The sequence below is a fragment of the Streptomyces sp. NPDC090994 genome, from assembly GCF_044768905.1.
Lineage (GTDB): Bacteria > Actinomycetota > Actinomycetes > Streptomycetales > Streptomycetaceae > Streptomyces.
The window spans coordinates 134,024-151,253 of sequence record NZ_JBIVWS010000017.1 but is presented as its reverse complement, the minus strand read 5'-3'; the positions used below and the strand labels follow the sequence as shown (position 1 = coordinate 151,253).

Annotated in this window: 17 protein-coding genes; 8 read left to right on the top strand and 9 right to left on the bottom strand. The window is 73.2% G+C overall.

All coding sequences use genetic code 11. The annotated features are described in order from the left end of the window. The first annotated feature begins 7 nt into the window (after nt 1–7). Together cobF and ACIQR3_RS28615 are read left to right on the top strand one after the other, a co-directional pair. Nucleotides 8–817, top strand: a complete 810-nt coding sequence (cobF, locus tag ACIQR3_RS28620) for a precorrin-6A synthase (deacetylating) (protein WP_403543519.1) — start codon at nt 8–10, stop codon at nt 815–817. Between the two features lie 27 nt (nt 818–844). Next, a complete protein-coding gene (locus ACIQR3_RS28615) occupies nt 845–2,926 on the top strand; it encodes an MDR family MFS transporter (protein WP_403543518.1) in 2,082 nt (693 codons plus the stop codon). 9 nt (nt 2,927–2,935) lie between these two features. Here ACIQR3_RS28615 and ACIQR3_RS28610 read toward each other — a convergent pair whose 3' ends face one another. Both ACIQR3_RS28610 and ACIQR3_RS28605 read right to left on the bottom strand, forming a co-directional pair. Continuing rightward, the gene (locus ACIQR3_RS28610; RefSeq protein WP_403543517.1) at nt 2,936–3,715 is read right to left on the bottom strand and encodes a sulfite exporter TauE/SafE family protein; all 780 of its coding nucleotides are present in this window, start codon (nt 3,713–3,715) and stop codon (nt 2,936–2,938) included. Nucleotides 3,716–3,764: 49 nt separating this feature from the next. Beyond that, nucleotides 3,765–5,276, bottom strand: a complete 1,512-nt coding sequence (locus ACIQR3_RS28605) for a long-chain fatty acid--CoA ligase (RefSeq protein ID WP_403543516.1) — start codon at nt 5,274–5,276, stop codon at nt 3,765–3,767. 181 nt (nt 5,277–5,457) lie between these two features. Between ACIQR3_RS28605 and ACIQR3_RS28600 the strand changes: the two genes are divergently transcribed. The 5 genes from ACIQR3_RS28600 to ACIQR3_RS28580 all read left to right on the top strand — a co-directional run bounded on the left by ACIQR3_RS28600 (nt 5,458) and on the right by ACIQR3_RS28580 (nt 8,589). Next, nucleotides 5,458–6,267 carry a lysophospholipase gene (locus tag ACIQR3_RS28600; RefSeq protein ID WP_403543515.1) on the top strand — a complete coding sequence of 270 codons (810 nt, stop codon included), beginning with the start codon at nt 5,458–5,460 and terminating at the stop codon, nt 6,265–6,267. A 195-nt stretch (nt 6,268–6,462) separates the two neighbouring features. Beyond that, on the top strand, nt 6,463–6,945 hold the full coding sequence (locus tag ACIQR3_RS28595) for a Dps family protein (RefSeq protein WP_403543514.1): 483 nt from the start codon (nt 6,463–6,465) through the stop codon (nt 6,943–6,945). Nucleotides 6,946–7,002: 57 nt separating this feature from the next. Continuing rightward, nucleotides 7,003–7,335 (top strand): DUF3140 domain-containing protein, encoded by a 333-nt coding sequence (locus ACIQR3_RS28590; RefSeq protein WP_403543513.1) that lies wholly within the window; start codon nt 7,003–7,005, stop codon nt 7,333–7,335. A 2-nt stretch (nt 7,336–7,337) separates the two neighbouring features. Further along, a complete protein-coding gene (locus ACIQR3_RS28585) occupies nt 7,338–7,985 on the top strand; it encodes an endonuclease (protein ID WP_403543512.1) in 648 nt (215 codons plus the stop codon). Nucleotides 7,986–8,061: 76 nt separating this feature from the next. Further along, nucleotides 8,062–8,589, top strand: coding sequence for an NUDIX hydrolase family protein (locus tag ACIQR3_RS28580; RefSeq protein ID WP_215171454.1), 528 nt, complete (start codon nt 8,062–8,064; stop codon nt 8,587–8,589). 3 nt (nt 8,590–8,592) lie between these two features. Here ACIQR3_RS28580 and ACIQR3_RS28575 read toward each other — a convergent pair whose 3' ends face one another. After that, nucleotides 8,593–9,864 (bottom strand): multidrug effflux MFS transporter, encoded by a 1,272-nt coding sequence (locus ACIQR3_RS28575; RefSeq protein ID WP_403543511.1) that lies wholly within the window; start codon nt 9,862–9,864, stop codon nt 8,593–8,595. Nucleotides 9,865–9,929: 65 nt separating this feature from the next. Between ACIQR3_RS28575 and ACIQR3_RS28570 the strand changes: the two genes are divergently transcribed. Further along, nucleotides 9,930–10,424 carry a MarR family winged helix-turn-helix transcriptional regulator gene (locus ACIQR3_RS28570; protein WP_403543510.1) on the top strand — a complete coding sequence of 165 codons (495 nt, stop codon included), beginning with the start codon at nt 9,930–9,932 and terminating at the stop codon, nt 10,422–10,424. Nucleotide 10,425: 1 nt separating this feature from the next. On the opposite strand, the gene mnhG is transcribed toward ACIQR3_RS28570, so the two are convergent. Genes mnhG through ACIQR3_RS28540 form a run of 6 tightly spaced genes read right to left on the bottom strand, consistent with a single transcriptional unit; the run spans nt 10,426 to nt 17,095 of the window. Further along, nucleotides 10,426–10,785, bottom strand: coding sequence for a monovalent cation/H(+) antiporter subunit G (gene mnhG, locus ACIQR3_RS28565; protein ID WP_215171456.1), 360 nt, complete (start codon nt 10,783–10,785; stop codon nt 10,426–10,428). Nucleotides 10,786–10,808: 23 nt separating this feature from the next. After that, nucleotides 10,809–11,096 (bottom strand): monovalent cation/H+ antiporter complex subunit F, encoded by a 288-nt coding sequence (locus tag ACIQR3_RS28560; protein ID WP_403543538.1) that lies wholly within the window; start codon nt 11,094–11,096, stop codon nt 10,809–10,811. A 26-nt stretch (nt 11,097–11,122) separates the two neighbouring features. Continuing rightward, nucleotides 11,123–11,728 carry a Na+/H+ antiporter subunit E gene (locus tag ACIQR3_RS28555; protein ID WP_403543509.1) on the bottom strand — a complete coding sequence of 202 codons (606 nt, stop codon included), beginning with the start codon at nt 11,726–11,728 and terminating at the stop codon, nt 11,123–11,125. Beyond that, a complete protein-coding gene (locus ACIQR3_RS28550; RefSeq protein WP_403543508.1) occupies nt 11,725–13,410 on the bottom strand; it encodes a Na+/H+ antiporter subunit D in 1,686 nt (561 codons plus the stop codon). The genes ACIQR3_RS28555 and ACIQR3_RS28550 overlap by 4 nt, the downstream gene beginning before the upstream one ends. Then, the gene (locus ACIQR3_RS28545) at nt 13,407–14,180 is read right to left on the bottom strand and encodes a Na(+)/H(+) antiporter subunit C (protein WP_403543507.1); all 774 of its coding nucleotides are present in this window, start codon (nt 14,178–14,180) and stop codon (nt 13,407–13,409) included. Before ACIQR3_RS28545 ends, ACIQR3_RS28550 begins: the two co-directional genes overlap by 4 nt. Next, entirely contained in the window at nt 14,177–17,095 is a 2,919-nt protein-coding gene (locus ACIQR3_RS28540; protein WP_403543506.1) for a Na+/H+ antiporter subunit A, read from the bottom strand. Before ACIQR3_RS28540 ends, ACIQR3_RS28545 begins: the two co-directional genes overlap by 4 nt. Nucleotides 17,096–17,230 lie beyond the last annotated feature (135 nt).

Here is a 17,230-nt window from a genome sequence, read left to right as displayed (position 1 = left end):
TCGGGGCGTGCGGAAGATCCATGTCATCGGTATCGGCGCGGGCGACCCCGAGCAGCTCACCCTCCAGGCGGTGCGGGCGATGCGGGGCACCGACGTGTTCTTCGTCCTGGACAAGGGCGAGGTGAAGGCCGACCTCACGCGGCTGCGCCACGACATGCTCCAGGCACACGTGCCGCAGGGGACGTACCGCGTCGTCGAGGCGCGTGACCCGGAGCGGGACCGGGCGGCGGGCGGCAGCGCCTACTCCCCCGCCGTCGAGGACTGGCGCACCGCCCGCGCCGACGTCTACGAGCGGCTGATCGCCGAGGAACTGGGCGAGGACGAGACCGGCGCCTTCCTGGTGTGGGGTGACCCGGCGCTGTACGACAGCACGCTGGGCATCCTGGAGGAGGTGCTGGAGCGGGGGTCGGTGGAGTTCGGCTACGAGGTCGTCCCGGGGATCAGCAGTGTCTCGGCGCTGGCCGCCCGGCACCGCACCGGGTTGAACCGGGTCGCCCGGCCGGTGCAGATCACCACCGGGCGGCGGCTGGCCGAGGAGGGCTTCCCCGACGGGGTGGACGACGTGGTGGTGATGCTGGACGCCCGGCAGGCGTTCCGGAAGTACGCCGATCAGGACGTCCACATCTACTGGGGTGCCTATCTCGGCACGCCCGACGAGATCCTCGACTCCGGTCCGGTCGCCGAGGCGGCGCCGCGGATCGAGCGGCTGCGCGCCGAGGCCCGGGAGCGCAAGGGCTGGATCATGGACACGTATCTGCTGCGCCGCGCCCCGGGCAGCGGGCAGGGGCACCCGGCCGGACCGGGCCCGCATGCGTGACCCGGCCGGCGGTGTGATCGTGTCCGTGTGACCGTCGCCGAGGAGAGCCCACGGACCGCCGCCGCCCAGCCGCCGGTACTGGACCCGCGGCGGCGCAACGTCGTCTTCGTCACGATCGTGCTGGGCATGCTGCTCGCCGCCCTGGACCAGACGATCGTCGGCACCGCCCTGCCGACGATCGTCTCGGACCTCGGCGGGGCCGAGCACATGTCCTGGGTGGTCACGTCCTATCTGCTCGCCGAGACCGTGGCGACGGTGCTGGTCGGCAAGTTCGGCGACCTGTTCGGACGCAAGATCGTCTTCCAGGTCTCGGCGATCGTGTTCATCGTGGGTTCGTTCCTGTGCGGGCTGGCCACGAACATGACCCTGCTGATCGTCTGGCGGGCGATGCAGGGGGTGGGCGCGGGCGGGCTGATGGTGACCGCGATGGCGCTGATCGCCGACGTGATCCCGCTGCGCGAGCGCGGCAAGTACCAGGGCGCGATCGGGGCCGTGTTCGGCGTGGCCACGGTCGTCGGGCCGCTGCTCGGCGGGCTGTTCACCGACCATCTGTCCTGGCGGTGGGCGTTCTACGTCAACGTCCCCATCGCGGTCGTGGTCGTGCTCGCCGCCGCCCGCACCATTCCGGTGGTGAGGTCGGCGCTCCGGCCGGTCATCGACTATCTGGGCATCGCGCTGGTCGCGATCGGCGCCAGCGCGCTGATCCTGGCCACCAGCTGGGGCGGCAACCAGTACGCCTGGGGCTCACCGGTGATCATCGGGCTGTTCGCCGGCGGGGTGGCCGCGCTCGCGCTGTTCTGCTGGGCGGAGAGCCGGGCGGCCGAGCCGATGCTGCCGATGCGGCTGTTCGCCAACCCGGTGTTCACGGTCTGCTCGGTCCTCAGCTTCATCGTCGGCTTCGCCATGCTCGGGGCGATGACGTACCTGCCGAGCTACCTCCAGTACGTCGACGGCGACTCGGCCACGGTCTCGGGGGTGCGGACGCTGCCGATGGTGATCGGGCTGCTCGCCTTCTCCGTCCTCAGCGGCACCGTGGTCAGCCGGACGGGACGGTACCGGCTGTTCCCGATCACCGGTGCCCTGGTGATGGCGCTCGGCCTGTACCTGATGTCCCTGATGGGCCCGGACACCGGCGCGGCGCTGGAGTCGCTGTACATGTTCGTGCTCGGCGCCGGCATCGGACTGTGCATGCAGGTGCTGGTCATCGCCGTGCAGAACACCGTCGAGTACGCCGAGCTGGGCACCGCCACCTCGGGCGTGACCTTCTTCCGTACGCTCGGCTCCTCCTTCGGCACCGCCGTCTTCGGCACGATCTACGCCAACTCCCTCACCCCCAACCTGCGGGACGGGATCGCCTCCGCCGCGGCGACCGGCGCCGCCGATCCGGCCGCCATCGGCCGGGCGGCGACCAGCCCGGAGGGCGTGCACGGGCTGCCGTCCGAGGCGGCCGCGCCGATCATCGGTGCCTACGCGGACACCATCCAGACCGTCTTCCTGTGGACGGTGCCGGTGGCGGGGCTCGGCTTCGTCGTCGCCCTGTTCCTCCGACAGGTGCGGTTGCGCGACAGCGCGCGGGCCGGGTCCACCGACCTGGGCGAGGGCTTCGCCTCACCGAACGACACCGACTCCCGGCGGGTGCTCGAAGCGTCCGTGGGGAAGATCATCGGCGGTACGCGGCTGGAGACCGCGCGCCGGATCATCGCGGACAGCGACACCCGGCTGGACGTCGCGGGGGCGTGGGCGGTGATGCAGGTCGAGCTGTTCACGCGGCTGGTCGGGCACGCCAGTCTCGGTCTGATCGCCACGCGTCACCGGGTGCCGCCGGAGGTGCTGCTGCCGGTGTTCGACCGGATGGTGGAGGAGGGGTATCTGACCCGGGACGGTTCGCTGCTCTCGCACACCGGGGCGGGCGCCCGTGAGGCCGCGGTGATCGCGCGGGCCTGGACGACGTGGCTGGAGGACCGGGTGGCGGGGGACATCGGCCGTCCCGGTGACGCGGAGATCCGGGCGGCGGTCGACGCGATCGCCAAGCGGCTGCTGGTGGAGGACCTGAGCAGCGGGCTGCCGCAGCGGACACGGCGGCCGGCCGGCGCGACGGCGGGCCGTTGACCTCCGGCTCTACCGCAGCAGCAGTTGCAGGCCGCCGAGGACCGTTGCCGCGATGACGAGCCGCTCGAAGAGCCTCTGGTTGATCCGGGTCACCGCCCACTTGCCGAGCAGCGCGCCGGGCACCACGAACACGACGAGCGCGGCGTCGAGCAGCAGCGAGTACCCGTCGATCAGGCCGAGTCCCACGCTGAACGGCAGCTTGGAGACGTTGACGATCAGGAAGAAGAAGGCGGAGGTGCCGAGGAAGCCCAGCTTCCGGAAGCCCGCGGAGAGCAGGTACATCGACATCACCGGGCCGCCCGCGTTGGCGACCATGGTGGTGAAGCCGCCCAGGACGCCGTACGAGCGGGCCTTGAGCCGGCCGGTCCGGGTGGCGCTCCCTTCCTCCGGCCGCTCCCGCTCCTCCCCGGCCGTCCGCCGCCGCCACACCGTCACCGCGGCCATCACCAGCAGGATGACGCCGATCGAGGTCCGTACCGCGCCGTCGCCCGCCCACATCAGGAAGAGGGTGCCGGCGACCACCCCGGCCCCGACCGCCGGGAACAGCCGCCACAGCGTGGGCCAGTGCGCGTGCCGCCGGTAGGTGAGCACGGCCAGCACGTCCCCGGCGATCAGCACCGGCAGCAGGACGCCGGTGGAGGCGCGGGCGGGCAGCAGCGCCGCGAAGATCGCGAGGCTGACGGTGTTGGCGCCGCTCACGGCCGTCTTGGAGAAGCCGACGAGCAGGGCCGCGAGGGCGAGCGCCGCGAACTCCCAGCCGGTGAGGTGCCAGTGCGTCATCATGTCCATTACGAGGACAGATGGTATGCGCAGCCGCCGGGAAAGGTGGCACGCGCAGCTAACCGGCGGCGTACCGCACCCGCAGTTCCCGCTTGAGCACCTTCATGCTGGGGCCGAGCGGCAGCGTGTCCGTGAACTCCACGCGGCGCGGGTACTTGTGCCGGCCGAGGTGCTCCTTGGACCACTCGGTGAGGCCGGCGGCGTCCGGGCTCGCGCCGGGCACGGGCACGACCACGGCGCACACCTCCTCGCCGTGCAGGTCGTCCGGGAGTCCGATGACGGCGACCTGCGCGACGCCGGGGTGGCGGACGAGGACCTCCTCGACCTCGCGCGGGTAGACGTTGTAGCCGCCGCGGATGATGACGTCCTTCTTGCGGTCGACGATGCGCAGGAAGCCCTCGTCGTCCTTGGTGCCGAGGTCGCCGGTGCGGAACCAGCCGTCGACCAGCGCCTCGGCGGTGGCCTCGGGGCGGCCGAGGTAGCCGGAGAAGACGTTGTGGCCGCGGATGACGACCTCGCCGAGTTCGCCGGTCGGCAGCAGTTCGATGCGGCCCTCCACCTCGGCGCGGGCGATCTCCACGTCGACGCCCCACAGGGGGTGGCCGATGGTGCCGGGCCGGGCGCCGAACACCGGCTGGTTGACGGCCGCCGCCGGCGAGGTCTCCGACAGCCCGTATCCCTCGTAGGTCCTGGCGCCGAACGCCGCTTCGAACCGCTCCAGCACGGCGACCGGCAGCGAGGCGCCGCCCGAGACGCACACCCGCAGGGCGGGCAGCGCCTCGGCCCCGGCCGCCGCGGCGGCGAGGGCGACGAACATGGTGGGCACCCCGTGGAAGGTGTCGACCTTCTCCCGCACCATCAGCTCGATCGCCCGCGCCGCGTCGAACCTCGGCAGCAGCACGAGGGTGGCCCCGGCCCGCCAGACGGAGTTCATGGAGACGGTCTGCCCGAAGGCGTGGAAGAGCGGCAGCGCGCCGAGCGCGATGTCGTCGGGCCGGATGTCGTTGGCGTCGAAGGCGTTGACGGTGGCGTTCATCACCAGGTTGAAGTGGCTGAGCACGGCGCCCTTGGGGACGCCGGTGGTGCCGCTGGTGTAGAAGACGACGGCGGGGTCGTCGGCCTCGCGGGTGACGTACGAGGTGAGCGGCTCGGCCCCGGCGGCCAGCTCCGCGAACTCCTGGCCGAGGGTGACGACCCGCACCCCGGCCGCGCGGGCCGCCGCGGTGCCCGTCTCCGCCTGCGCCGGGTGGCACAGCAGCAGGGTGGCGCCGCTGTCGCTGAGGACGTGCTCGACCTCCTCGGCCGACAGCAGCAGGTGGACCGGGACCACCACACCACCGGCCGCGGCGATCGCGTAGTACGCCTGCGGGAACTCGGCGGTGTTGGGCGCCATCAGCGCGACGCGGTCCCCCGGGCGGACGCCGAGCCCCACGAGTGCCCCGGCGCGGGCGAGGGCGCGCTGCCACAGCTCGGTGAAGGTGAGCCGCAGGCCGCCTTCGACCAGGGCCTCCTTGTGCGGGCGGCGCCGGGCGTTCTCGGCGAGGATCGCGGCGACGGAGAGGGTTGCCATGGGATGTTGCTCCGTTTCCTTGCGGCTCTGCAGGGTCGGGAACGGGCCGTACGAGCGGGGTCGGGTCGGGTCCGGTCCACGGCGACCGTTAATTAGCACTGCTAGTTTTGGACTATAGACCGCCCGGCCGCTCCCTGGGAAGATCCCTCCAGGACCCTTCACCGACGCAGCCGGAGGACCGATGTCCCAGGCCCGTGAGCACACCCTGACCGGAACCCGGGGGCGGATCGCCGTCCACGAGTGGCCCGCCGCGCGCCCCCGGTACGTGGCGCTGCTGGCGCACGGGTACGGCGAGCACCTCGGCCGCCACGAGGAGGTCGCCGGCGTGCTGAGCGCGCACGGCGCGGCCGTGTACGGGCCCGACCACCTCGGGCACGGGAAGTCCGACGGCGAGCGGGTGCTGATCGAGGACTTCGAGGACGTCGTCACCGATGTGCGCGCCGTGGCGGAACTGGCCCGGACCGCCCACCCGGGTCTGCCGGCCGTGCTGGTCGGACACTCCATGGGCGGCCTGATCGCCGCCCGCTACGCCCAGCGCCATCCCGAGGACCTCACCGCGCTGGTGCTGTCCGGCCCGGTGATCGGCGACTGGGAGCTGCCCCGCCGGCTGCTCGCCCTGGACGAGATCCCCGACACCCCGATCAGCCCGGCCGCGCTCTCCCGGGACCCGGCGGTCGGGGCGGCGTACGCGGCGGACCCGCTGGTGTGGCACGGCCCGATGAAGCGGCCGACGGTGGAGGCGTTCGTACGGACGCTGGACACCGTGGCCGACAGCGGCACCGCCGGGCGGCTCCCGCTGCTGTGGCTGCACGGCGACGACGACCGGCTGGTGCCGCTGTCCGGCAGCCGCCCCGGCGTCGAGCGGCTGTCCGGCGGGGAGCTGACGGAGCGGATCTATCCGGGCGCCCGGCACGAGGTGTTCCTGGAGACGCACCGCGCCGAGGTGTTCGCGGACCTGACCGCCTTCCTGGACGGCGTGCTCGCCCGCTGACCCGTCCGGTTGTTTGCGCAGGTACCGCCGGGGCACACGGGTGTCCATGGAGCGGTCGGGCCGCAGGCCCCGCCGGGGAGGACATCGCACCCCACGTCCCCCCGAGCGGGGCCGCGCCCGGACCCGGCGACCGCCGCCGTCCGGCGCCCGGCACGCTCCCGACCACACCATCGACGCCGCGAGGAGCAGCACCGTATGACTGTCGTGAAGAGCACGATTCCGGAGTCGGCCCGCCAGGTCACCTGGGAGGCGTTGCAGAGCACGCTCGTGGATCTTCTCGGGCTCTCCCTGATCGGGAAGCAGGTGCACTGGAACATCGTGGGACCCCGGTTCCGCTCGATCCACCTCCAGCTCGACGAGGTCGTCTCGACGGCCCGGGAGTTCGCGGACACCGTGGCCGAGCGCTCGGCGGCCCTCGGGATGCCGGCCGACGGCCGCCCGGAGACGATCGCGTCCGCGTTCACGCTGCCGTCCCCGAAGGACGGCTGGGTGCGGGACGAGGACGCCGTCGCGCTGATGACCGAGACCCTGGAGGCGGCCATCGCCCGGCTCCGCGAGCGGATCAAGGCCACCGACGAGCCCGACCCGGTCACCCAGGACCTGCTGATCTCCATCACCGCCGAACTGGAGAAGCAGCGCTGGATGTTCGACGCCGAGAACTGGCCGAAGGAGGACTGACCGGCCACCTCGCCGCACACCCGCACCTACGCACGCACCACGGAAAAGGGGCACCTCATGGCCGACGCCCTGGAACTCGACGCGCTGTGGGAGGACTTCCACCGCGTGGTGAACATGACCTCCGCCGAGCTGTCCGCCTGGCTGCGGGTCAGCGACGCCGGCGAGGCGACCGAGCCGCTGCCGGACCAGGCGGGATCGCCCACCGGGCAGCACGTCCTCGCCATCCTCCAGAAACGCCGTACCGACCTCACCGAGGACGACCTGGGCGTGATGCGGGCGGTGGTGGACACGGTCACCGAGCAGACGGACGTGGAGAACGAGCCCGCGGCCGAGGACACCGAGCGCCGGCACCGGCTGATGACCCTGGGCCACGACCCGCTCAAGGGATAGCCGTGGACCGCGACGCGCGCGTCGTACGCGAACTCGTCGGCGCGCACGGGCGGACGTACGCCGAGGAGGCGGGCATCCGGCTGAAGGACACCCCGCAGCCGCTCTACCAGCTGCTGGTGCTGGCCCATCTGCTCAGCGCCCGCATCCGCGGCTCGGTCGCCGTGGCCACCGCCCGCGCCCTGCGCGAGGCGGGGCTGCGGGATGCCCGCCGGATGGCGGAGGCCACCTGGCGGCAACGGGTGGACGCGCTGGGCCGGGGCGGCTACCGGCGCTACGACGAACGCACCGCCACCCAGCTCGGCGAGGAGGCCGAGCTGCTCAACGACCGCTGGGGCGGGGATCTGCGCCGGCTCCGGGAAGAGGCGGACGGCGACGTGTCCGTGCTGCGCCGGCTGCTCCAGGAGTTCACCGGGGTCGGGCCGACCGGCGCCGACATCTTCCTGCGCGAGGTCCAGCGGGTCTGGCCGGAGGCCGCGCCGTATCTGGACCGCAAGGCGTCGCAGGGCGCGGAACGCCTGGGGCTGCCCACGGACCCCGGCCGCCTGCTGGCCGCCGCCGGGACGACGGACCCGGCGGTGCTCGCCGCCGCGCTGGTCCGGGCGTCGGTGGACGAGAAGGTGGCGGAGGACGTCCGGCAGCGGGCCGGGTGATGTACGCCGGGCAAGCTCTCGGCGTGACGTACTCCCCGGCGGCGGGCGCTGAAAGTATGATCAAGCGATGTCTGACATGACCGAAACCACGCCGGGCTGGCTGACGACCGACGAGCTCGAATCCGCGCGCGCCCGCATGCCCATCCTGTACGTCGAGGCCGTGCCCGTGCGGGTCGACGACAGCGGCGAAGTCACCAGCGTCGGCCTGCTGTTGCGCATCGGCCCCGACGGAACGGTCAGCCGGACCCTGGTCTCGGGCCGGGTACTGCACCACGAGCGGGTCCGCGACGCCCTGCTGCGCCACCTGGAGAAGGACCTCGGCCCGGTGGCGCTGCCCCGGGTCCCGGCCTCGCTCCAGCCGTTCACGGTGGCCGAGTACTTCCCGACCCAGGGCGTCACCCCGTACCACGACCCGCGGCAGCACGCGGTGTCCCTCGCCTACGTCGTGCCGGTGACCGGCGACTGCCGGCCCCGGCAGGACGCGCTGGACCTGGTCTGGTTCAGCCCCCAGGAGGCGCTGTCACCGGCGGTGCAGAGCGAGATGCCCGGCGGTCACGGCGTCCTGCTGAAGCAGGCGCTGGCGCACGTGGGCTGCGTGGCCTGACGCTCAGTGGGCGGCCCGGCCGCCCTCCGGTTCGCCGTGCCCCTGCCAGGGGCGGGCGAGTCCCACGAGGGCGAGGGCCGCCGCGGCGGCGCTGATCAGCATGATCGTCGCCATCGGCCGCGAGCTGTCCTCCCCGAAGAGCCCGACCAGCGGCGAGGCGACGGCACCGAAGAGGAACTGGAACCCGCCGAGCAGCGCGGAGGCCGCTCCCGGGGCGTGCCGGGCCAGCGCCTGGCCGACGCTCATGGTGCCGGGGAAGACCATGCCCATGCCGAAGCAGGTCACGAACAGCGTTGCCCAGGTACCGGCGAGGGTCTCCCCCGCGGTGACGACCAGCAGCAGCTGCGCCAGCGCGCCGAGCACCACGACGCCGACGCCCGCGGAGAGCAGGGTGTTCAGCCGCAGCCGTCCGGCCAGCCGGGAGAAGACGAAGCCGGCGAGCAGGATGCCGATGGCGTTGGTGGCGAAGATCAGGGAGTACAGGGTCGAGGAGACGCCGTGTATCTCCTCGAAGACGAAGCTCGAACCGCTGATGTAGGAGAACAGCGCGGCCGAGACGCAGGCGAGGACGAGCACGTACCCCATGAAGGTCCGTTCGCCGAGGAGGGCTCCCATGGCGCGGAAGGTGCTGGAGAGGCCGCCGCCGTGCCGCCGCTCGCGCGGCAGGGTCTCGGGGACGGTCCGCACCACCGCGAGCAGCAGCAGGACGCCCATGACGGTGAGGACGGCGAAGACCGCGCGCCAGGTGGAGACCGACAGGACGGCCCCGCCGAGCACCGGCGCGGCGACCGGGGCGACGCCCATGATCTGGGAGAGGACCGCGAAGTAGCGGGGCAGGTCGGCGCCCTGGAAGCGGTCGGTGAGGACGGCCCGGGCCAGCACCATGCCCGCCGCCGCGGCCACGCCCTGGAGGAAGCGGGCGACGGTCAGCAGGGTGACGTCGGGGGCGACGGCGCAGAGCACGGAGAAGACGACGAAGCCGGCGGTGCCCGCGACGAGCAGCCGGCGGCGGCCGACGCTGTCGCTGACCGGTCCGATCAGCAACTGCCCGGCGACCAGGCCGGCGAGGAACGCCGTCATGGTCAGCTGTACGGCCGAGCTGCTCGTGCCGAGCGCCTCCCCCATGGCGGGGAAGCCCGGCACGTACATGTCGGTGGCGAGCGGGGCCACGGCGGTCAGCGCGGCCAGGACCGTGACCAGCAGGACGGGGCGCACGGCGGGGGCGGCGGCCGGGACGGCGGACGCGGTGGTTCGTGAGGGGGACGGCGATACCATGGGCACAACGGTAACCAATAGTTCACCGGTTAACATAATACTCCTGCCCCGTGAGAGGCGGTCCCATGTTCCCCTCCCCCGCTGAGACCCGGGCCCAGTGGGCGGCCCGGCTCCCGGGAGTCGACACCTCGCCGATGGAGGTCGTGGCCGCGCTCAAGCACGCGGTCGGGCTGCTCGACCAGACCCTCGACCCGCTCTACGAGGGTGCCGGTCTCACCCCGGCCGAGATCGGCACCCTGGTGCCGCTGCGGCACGCCACCCGGCCGGTCATCGCCCGCCGGCTCGCCGAACGCCTGGGCCTGTCGCCGGCGGGGGTCAGCAAGACGCTGGCCAAGCTGGAGAAGCGGGGCCTGATCGCGCGTACGCCGAACCCGGCCGACCGGCGTTCGGTGCTGGTGACCATCACCGAGGAGGGCGCGCGGACGGTGGACGACCTCTTTCCCCGGCAACTGGCCACCGAGGGGGAGCTGCTGGCGGGGCTCGGGGCGGACCGGGAGTGGGTCCTCGGGGCGCTGCGGCGGCTGGTGGAGGTCATGGAGGGCAACCGCCGCCGGTCGTGAGTCAGTCGCCGTCCTCGTGACTGAGCTGGGGGTCCAGGTCGTCGCGGAGCAGGCCCCGGCTGCCGGTCTGCCCGGTGCGGTAGGCGGAGCGGGCCACCAGGTGCGAGGCGACCGGGCCGGTCAGGAACTGGAAGAACGCGATCAGCGCCAGGGTGCCCAGGTCGATGCCGTTGCGCAGCCGCAGCGCCACACCGGCCAGGACCAGCAGCAGGCCGAGGGTCTGCGGCTTGGTCGCGGCGTGGCTGCGGGAGAGCACGTCGGGGAAGCGGAGCATGCCGATCACGCCGAGCAGGCTCTGGAAGCAGCCGAGCAGCAGCAGGAACGCGCCGACGAGGTCGGCGGCCTCGGCCCAGGGATGCACGGCGCCCGCGGCGTGTACGGCGTTCACCGGTGGTCCTCCGTGCCGTCCGGCCGGACGGTGGGCCGGTCGCGTACGGCGATGAACCGGGCGATGCCCACCGAGCCGGTGAAGCCGAGGAAGGCCAGGACCAGCATGACGGGGAAGTAGAACGCGTCGCCGTCGTGGGCGGCCTTGGCGCCGATGCCGGCGATGATCAGCGCGGCGGCCACGTCCAGGGCGACCGCCCGGTCCAGCATCGAGGGCCCCCGCCAGATGCGGAACAGCAGCAGGGCGCCCGCGATCAGGATCATCACGACCGAGGCGACGAGCATGCCCTCCTCGACGGCGTGCAGGGTGTTCACGGCGACTGGTCCCCTTCCGGTGCCGGTACGGGCCGGGCGACGAGGGCGATGTCCCCGGCGGTGCCGAAGGCGCGGGCGACGAGTTCCTCCACGCGCCACACCTGCCGCCTGGCGCTCTCGATCGCGCCGGGGTCGTCGGCGTCCAGGACGTGGACGAACAGGGTGGCGGTCGCGCGCCGCAGCTCGATGATCGAGCCGCCGGGGACGTTGGAGACGGCGACGGCGGTGGCGGTGAGCATCAGGTCGCTGCGGCCGCGCAGCGGGACGGCGACGACCGCCGCGTGGTACGGGTCCTCGGCGAAGATCTGGCGGGTGACCCGGAGGCTGGAGGAGAACATGTCGTGGAGCAGGAAGGCGCCGAGCCGGAGGATGCCCAGCGGGCGCAGGCGCAGCCCCAGGTCGACGGCGGGCAGCGGGAAGGCGAGGCAGACGGCGACCGCGACGAGGACGCCGTTGACGAGGTTGGCCCAGGACAGGGTGCCCCACAGCAGCGTCCAGATGACGGTGAGCCAGGCGATGAGCGGCAGGTCGAGCACGCGCCGGCCGGTGCCGACGCGCAGGGACCAGCTGTACGGGGAGCGGTGGCGGAAGAGGTCGCTCATCGGCCGAGCACCGCCTCGATGTAGGGGGTGCGGGCGAGGAGTTCGGCGGCGGCGTGGTCGGTGAAGGTGGTCAGGGGGCCGCCGAGCACGGTGTAGAGCAGACCGAGGGTGACGGCGGCGCAGGTGGCGACGACCATGGGCCACGGCAGGTGCTTGGTGGTGGTGATGGACTGTCCCAGGAAGCTCGCGGGGACCACGGCCCCGGCGGGGACGTGCCGCCGGGCCCCGGAACCGGCTCTGGCTCCGGCTCCCGCTCCGGCCCTGCCCCTCCCCCGTCCGCGCCGGGGCCTCTCCTCGTCGTCGTCCGTGTCCTCGTCGTCCTCCGCCGACTCCAGGACGACGCCCTCCTGCGCGAAGCCGGGCGGGGCGTCCCGCCAGAAGGCCAGATTCCACACCTTGGCCATCACGTAGAGGGTGAGCAGGCTGGTGGCTGCGGAGGAGGCGACCAGCAGCCAGGCCCAGCCGCCGCCGTCCGCGACACCCGCCCGCATCAGGCCGACCTTGCCGATGAACCCGGACAGCGGCGGGATGCCCGCGAGGTTCATGGCCGGCACGAAGAACAGCACGGCCAGCAGCGGCGCCGACTTGGCGAGGCCGCCGAGGCGGGTGAGTTCGGTGCTGCCGGCCCGCCGCTCGACGAGCCCGGCGACGAGGAACAGGGTGGTCTGCACGGTGATGTGGTGGGCGACGTAGACGATGGCACCGCTGAGCGAATCGCGCCCGGCGAGGCCGATGCCGAAGACCATGTAGCCGATGTGGCTGATGAGGGTGAAGGACAGGACGCGTTTGAGGTCGGTCTGGGCGACCGCGCCGAGGATGCCGACGGCCATCGAGGCGAGCGCCGCCAGCATCAGCAGGTCGCCGAGGCGGTGCCCGGGGAAGAGCAGGGTCTGGGTGCGCAGCATCGAGTAGACGCCGACCTTGGTGAGCAGGCCGGCGAAGACGGCGGTGACCGGGGCGGGCGCGGTCGGGTAGGAGTCGGGCAGCCAGGCGGCGAGCGGGAAGACGGCCGCCTTGATGGCGAACACGGTCAGCAGCATGGCCTCCAGCAGGGTGCGGACCCCGATCGGCACCTCCTGGAGGCGTCCGGCGAGCTGCGCGAAGTTGACGGTGCCGGCGACCGCGTAGGTCATGGCGATGCCGACGAGGAACAGCAGGGAGGAGAAGAGGGAGATGATCACGTACGTGGAGCCGGCCCGGATGCGGGTGGCGGTGCCGCCGATGGTGAGCAGCACGAAGCTGGCCACGAGCATGATCTCGAAGCCGACGTAGAGGTTGACGAGGTCGCCCGCGAGGAACGTGCACGAGACGCCGGCGACCAGGATCAGGTAGGCGGGGTGGAAGACACCGAACGGGGTCTGGTCGTCGCGGTCGGCCATGCCCTGGCCCAGCGAGTACAGGTGGACGAGCAGGGTGACGGCGCTGGAGACGGTGAGCATCAGGCCGGCGAGGCGGTCGGCCACGAGGGTGATGCCGAGCGGCGGGGGGAAGTCGCCGAGGTCGACGTGGAGCGGGCCCTGCCGGTCTGCGGCGATCATCAGGGTTACGGAGAGCACGAAGACCACGCCGAGCACGGCGAGGCTGATCAGGCGCTGGAAGCGCTGGAGCCGCGGGCCGATGGCCAGCTTCAGGCCGGTGACGAACAGGGGCAGCAGCACGGGGAGGGGGACCAGAGCGTTCACGGCGATCCTTCCTCGCCCGCGCCCTCGGGGTCGTCGGGCTGGTCGGGACCCTGCGCCGGGTCCCCGGACTCCCCGGACTCCCCGGACTCCTCGTCGGGTTCGTGGCCGGTCTCACCGGGGTCGTTGCAGGGGCCGGCGTCGCGGGCGGGGGCGGGGCCGGGGCGGCCGACCGCGTCGGTGGCGCCCTGTTCCGCGCCCGCGCGGTAGTCCTCCGGGTCGGCGCCGAGGATGTCGTTCCACAGGTTCCCGGAGACGTCGTTGGCGCGTGCCTGGTAGGCCCGCTCCTCCCGCATCCGCTCCCGCAGCCGCCTGCGCGCGGCCCGGTAGCGCTCGCGCTGCTCGCGGGTGGTGCCGCGCTCGGCACGGGCCCGGCGGTAGCTCGCCCGCAGTTCGCCGCGCCGGTCCAGGAACTCGGCGCGCAGCGCGACCAGCCGGTCCTCGGTGTCGTCGCTGATCTCGTCGGAGCCGGTGACCTGGTGACTGCGGTAGGCCATGGAGAGCAGGAACGCGGTGGTGGCGAGGGTGATGACGATGGCGGTGAGCGCGATGGCCTGGGGCAGCGGGTCGGTGACGCGGTTGCGGATGACGTTCGGGTAGAGCAGCGGGGCCTCGCCGGCGCTGCCGGTCGAGGCGAGCACCAGCAGGTTGACGCCGTTGCCGAGGACGACGGCGCCGAGCAGGATGCGGGTCAGCGACCGGGTCAGCAGCAGGACGCCGCCGGCGGCGCTGAGGACCGCGGCGGTCACCAGCAGGGAGAGGCTGACGGTCATGCCGGGTCCGCCCCTCGCCGTGCGGCGCGCTGGGCGGCGGCCCGTTCGATGTGCCGGTCGATGCGGGCGCCGAGGGCGCGCACGATGTCCAGGACGACGCCGAGGACCAGCAGGTAGACGCCGCAGTCGAAGAGGACGGCGGTGGACAGGTGGGCGTCGCCCCACACCGGCAGCCGGCCGTGCCAGGTCCAGCCGTGCAGCACGGTGCCCTCGGCGAGGCCGCCGAGTGCCACGCCCGCGGAGAGGAACAGGCCGAGGCCGGTGAACAGGCCGGGCGCGAAGGGCGCGGCGTCGGCGAGTTCGTGCCGTCCGCCCGCGAGGTAGCGGGTGATGAAGGCGACCCCGGCGACCAGACCGGCGACGAAGCCGCCGCCCGGCAGGTTCTCCGCGCACATCAGCAGGTAGACGGAGAGGACGAGGATGGGGTGGTAGATGAGGCGGGCGACCACTTCGAGCACGATGGAGCGGCGCTCGGGGGCGAGGGTGTCGCCGGCCGCGAGCCAGGTCCGTTCCGGCGCGCTCTCGTCACCGCTGGGCAGGCCCACGAGGGCGCCCGAGGCCACGCTGCCGTCGGTGCGCAGGGCGGCCTCCGGGTGGTCGCCGGGCAGTGGCAGCACGGGCTGGTCGCCGCCGTCGGTGCGGCGGTGCAGGTAGATCAGGCTGGTCACGCCGACGGCGGCGACGGCCAGTACGGCGGACTCTCCCATGGTGTCCCAGGCCCGCAGGTCCACGAGAATGGTGGCGACGACGTCCTTGAGGCCGTGGTGGGCGACCTCCTCGACCATGGCGTCCCCGGCGGAGTCGCCGCCCCGGCGGTGCCCGGCCATGATCCAGACGACGAAGGCGACGGCGGCGCCGCCCGCCAGCGCCACCGGCATCCGCAGCAGACGCCGCAGCGGGACGAAGTTCTCCTCGAAGAGCACGGGCATCCGGCGCAGCACCAGCACGAAGACGATCATCGAGACGGTCTCGACGCAGAACTGGGTGAGGGCGAGGTCGGGGGCGCCCTGGAGGACGAAGAGCAGTGCGGTGCCGTAACCGGTCAGCCCGGCGAGCACGACCGCCTTCATCCGGCGCCGCACCCCCAGGCAGAGCAGGGCGACGGCGCAGGTCATGAGCCCGGCCGCGGCCTGCGCGGGGGTGTCCCACGGGCGCGGGGCGGGGGTCGCGTCCCAGGGCGCGTCGACGACGAGGACGGCGATCTGCCCGGCCAGCACCACGCTCAGGGTCGTGACCAGGTACACCGACAGCGAGCCGCGCTGGACGAAGCCGGTGCACTGCAGGGCGGTCCGTTCCAGGGCGAGCAGCAGCCTGCCGAAGTTCCGGTCGGCGGAGCGCCAGGCCAGTCTCTCCCCGACGCGCACGACGGGGGCGGCGGCGAGGAACAGCAGGACCCCGCCGGCCCAGGCGGCGCAGGAGAGCAGGAAGGCGAGCCCCGCGCCGTGCCAGAGCGCGAGGTGGTACGGGTGCGCGGGCGCGGGGAACTGCCCGGCGTACGCACCGGAGAGCCCTTGCAGCCACCCCGCTTCGGGGCCGAGGAGCAGTCCGGCGAGGGCGAGCACGGCGGGCGGCGCGAGGAAGGCCGGCGCGACGGCGTGGGCGCGGGTGTCGGGGAGGCCGGGCTTGCGGGCGAAGGCGCCCCACAGGTAGCGCAGGGTGTAGGCGGTGGTCAGCGCCGAGCCGGCGACGATCGCGGCCAGCGCCCACCGGTCGGCGGTGTCCCCGTCCAGCAAGCTCTGGAAGGCGGCCTCCTTCGCGGCGAAGCCGAGCAGCGGCGGTACGGCGGCCATGGACAGCCCGGCGAGGACGGCGACCGCGCACACCCCGGGCAGCCGCCGCCCCAGCCCGGACAGGCGCCGCAGGTCACGGGTGCCGGTGGCGTGGTCGACGATGCCGGTGACCAGGAACAGCGGTGCCTTGAACAGGGCGTGGCCGAGGATCATGGCGGTGGCGGCGAGGCCGGTGTCGTGGCGGCCCGCGCCGGTGAGGACGGTGAGGAAGCCGAGCTGGCTGACGGTGCCGTGGGCGAGGACCAGTTTGAGGTCGTGCAGGCGCAGCGCCCGCCAGCCGCCGAGCAGCATCGTGGCGCTGCCGAGGACCAGCAGCAGCGGGCGCCAGGGCGTGACCTCCGCGAAGGCGGGGGCGAGCCGGGCGATGAGGTAGACGCCGGCCTTGACCATCGCGGCGGCGTGCAGATAGGCGCTGACCGGGGTGGGCGCGGCCATCGCGTTGGGCAGCCACAGGCTGAACGGCCAGACCGCCGACTTGGTGAGGGCGCCGACGAGGATCAGCACGACGGCCGTGGACAGCGCGCCGGAGGCGGGCGGCGGGTCGGCGAGGATCGCGGAGATCCGGAAGGTGCCCGCCTCCTGCCCCAGCAGCAGGAACCCGACCAGCATGGTCAGTCCGCCGAGGGTGGTGACCGTGAGGGCTTGCAGGGCGCTGCGCCGGTTGCGTTTGCGGTCGCTGGTCTGGCCGATCAGCAGGTACGAGAAGACGGTCGTCAGTTCCCAGAAGACGTAGAGCAGGATCAGGTCGTCGGCGAGGACCAGTCCGAGCATCGCCCCGGCGAAGGCGAGCAGGCTGCCCGCGAAGCGGCCGAGCTGGGGCGCGCGGTCCTCGAAGTAGGAGGCGCAGTAGACGAGGACCAGGGTGCCGACGCCGGCGGCGAGCAGCACCATGAGTGCGGCGAGGGCGTCCAGGCGCAGCGCCCAGTCCACGCGGTAGTCGGGCAGCCAGGTCGCTGCGGTGGTGTCGGCGCCGCCCTCGGTCACCGTGCTCCACCGGAGGGCCGCCCAGACGGTGGCGGCGGCGGGCGGCAGGGCCAGTACCAGGAAGGCACGGGCCCCGCACCACCGCACGAGCGGCGCGGCGCACAGCGCGAGCGCGAAGTGGCACAGGACCAGCGCGGTCATACGGGTCCGCCCGCGGGGACGGGAACGGCGACGGCGCGAGGACAGGACACCCGACAGTGATATATCGGATATGTCGCCCGGACGCCCAGGCACGCCGCAGCCGCCCCGACGGTGACCCCGGTCCTCCCGCGCGCC

Coding starts and splice junctions, on each gene's coding strand:
- ACIQR3_RS28600 (WP_403543515.1), top strand. CDS start 5,458: ATGTCCCAGGCCCGTGAGCACACCCTGACCGGAACCCGGGGGCGGATC.
- ACIQR3_RS28555 (WP_403543509.1), bottom strand. CDS start 11,728: ATGAGCGACCTCTTCCGCCACCGCTCCCCGTACAGCTGGTCCCTGCGC.
- ACIQR3_RS28560 (WP_403543538.1), bottom strand. CDS start 11,096: ATGCTCGTCGCCTCGGTCGTGATGATCCTGATCGCGGGCGCCCTGCTG.
- ACIQR3_RS28595 (WP_403543514.1), top strand. CDS start 6,463: ATGACTGTCGTGAAGAGCACGATTCCGGAGTCGGCCCGCCAGGTCACC.
- ACIQR3_RS28570 (WP_403543510.1), top strand. CDS start 9,930: ATGTTCCCCTCCCCCGCTGAGACCCGGGCCCAGTGGGCGGCCCGGCTC.
- ACIQR3_RS28605 (WP_403543516.1), bottom strand. CDS start 5,276: ATGGCAACCCTCTCCGTCGCCGCGATCCTCGCCGAGAACGCCCGGCGC.
- ACIQR3_RS28610 (WP_403543517.1), bottom strand. CDS start 3,715: ATGGACATGATGACGCACTGGCACCTCACCGGCTGGGAGTTCGCGGCG.
- ACIQR3_RS28540 (WP_403543506.1), bottom strand. CDS start 17,095: ATGACCGCGCTGGTCCTGTGCCACTTCGCGCTCGCGCTGTGCGCCGCG.
- ACIQR3_RS28545 (WP_403543507.1), bottom strand. CDS start 14,180: ATGACCGTCAGCCTCTCCCTGCTGGTGACCGCCGCGGTCCTCAGCGCC.
- ACIQR3_RS28580 (WP_215171454.1), top strand. CDS start 8,062: ATGACCGAAACCACGCCGGGCTGGCTGACGACCGACGAGCTCGAATCC.
- ACIQR3_RS28590 (WP_403543513.1), top strand. CDS start 7,003: ATGGCCGACGCCCTGGAACTCGACGCGCTGTGGGAGGACTTCCACCGC.
- ACIQR3_RS28575 (WP_403543511.1), bottom strand. CDS start 9,864: ATGGTATCGCCGTCCCCCTCACGAACCACCGCGTCCGCCGTCCCGGCC.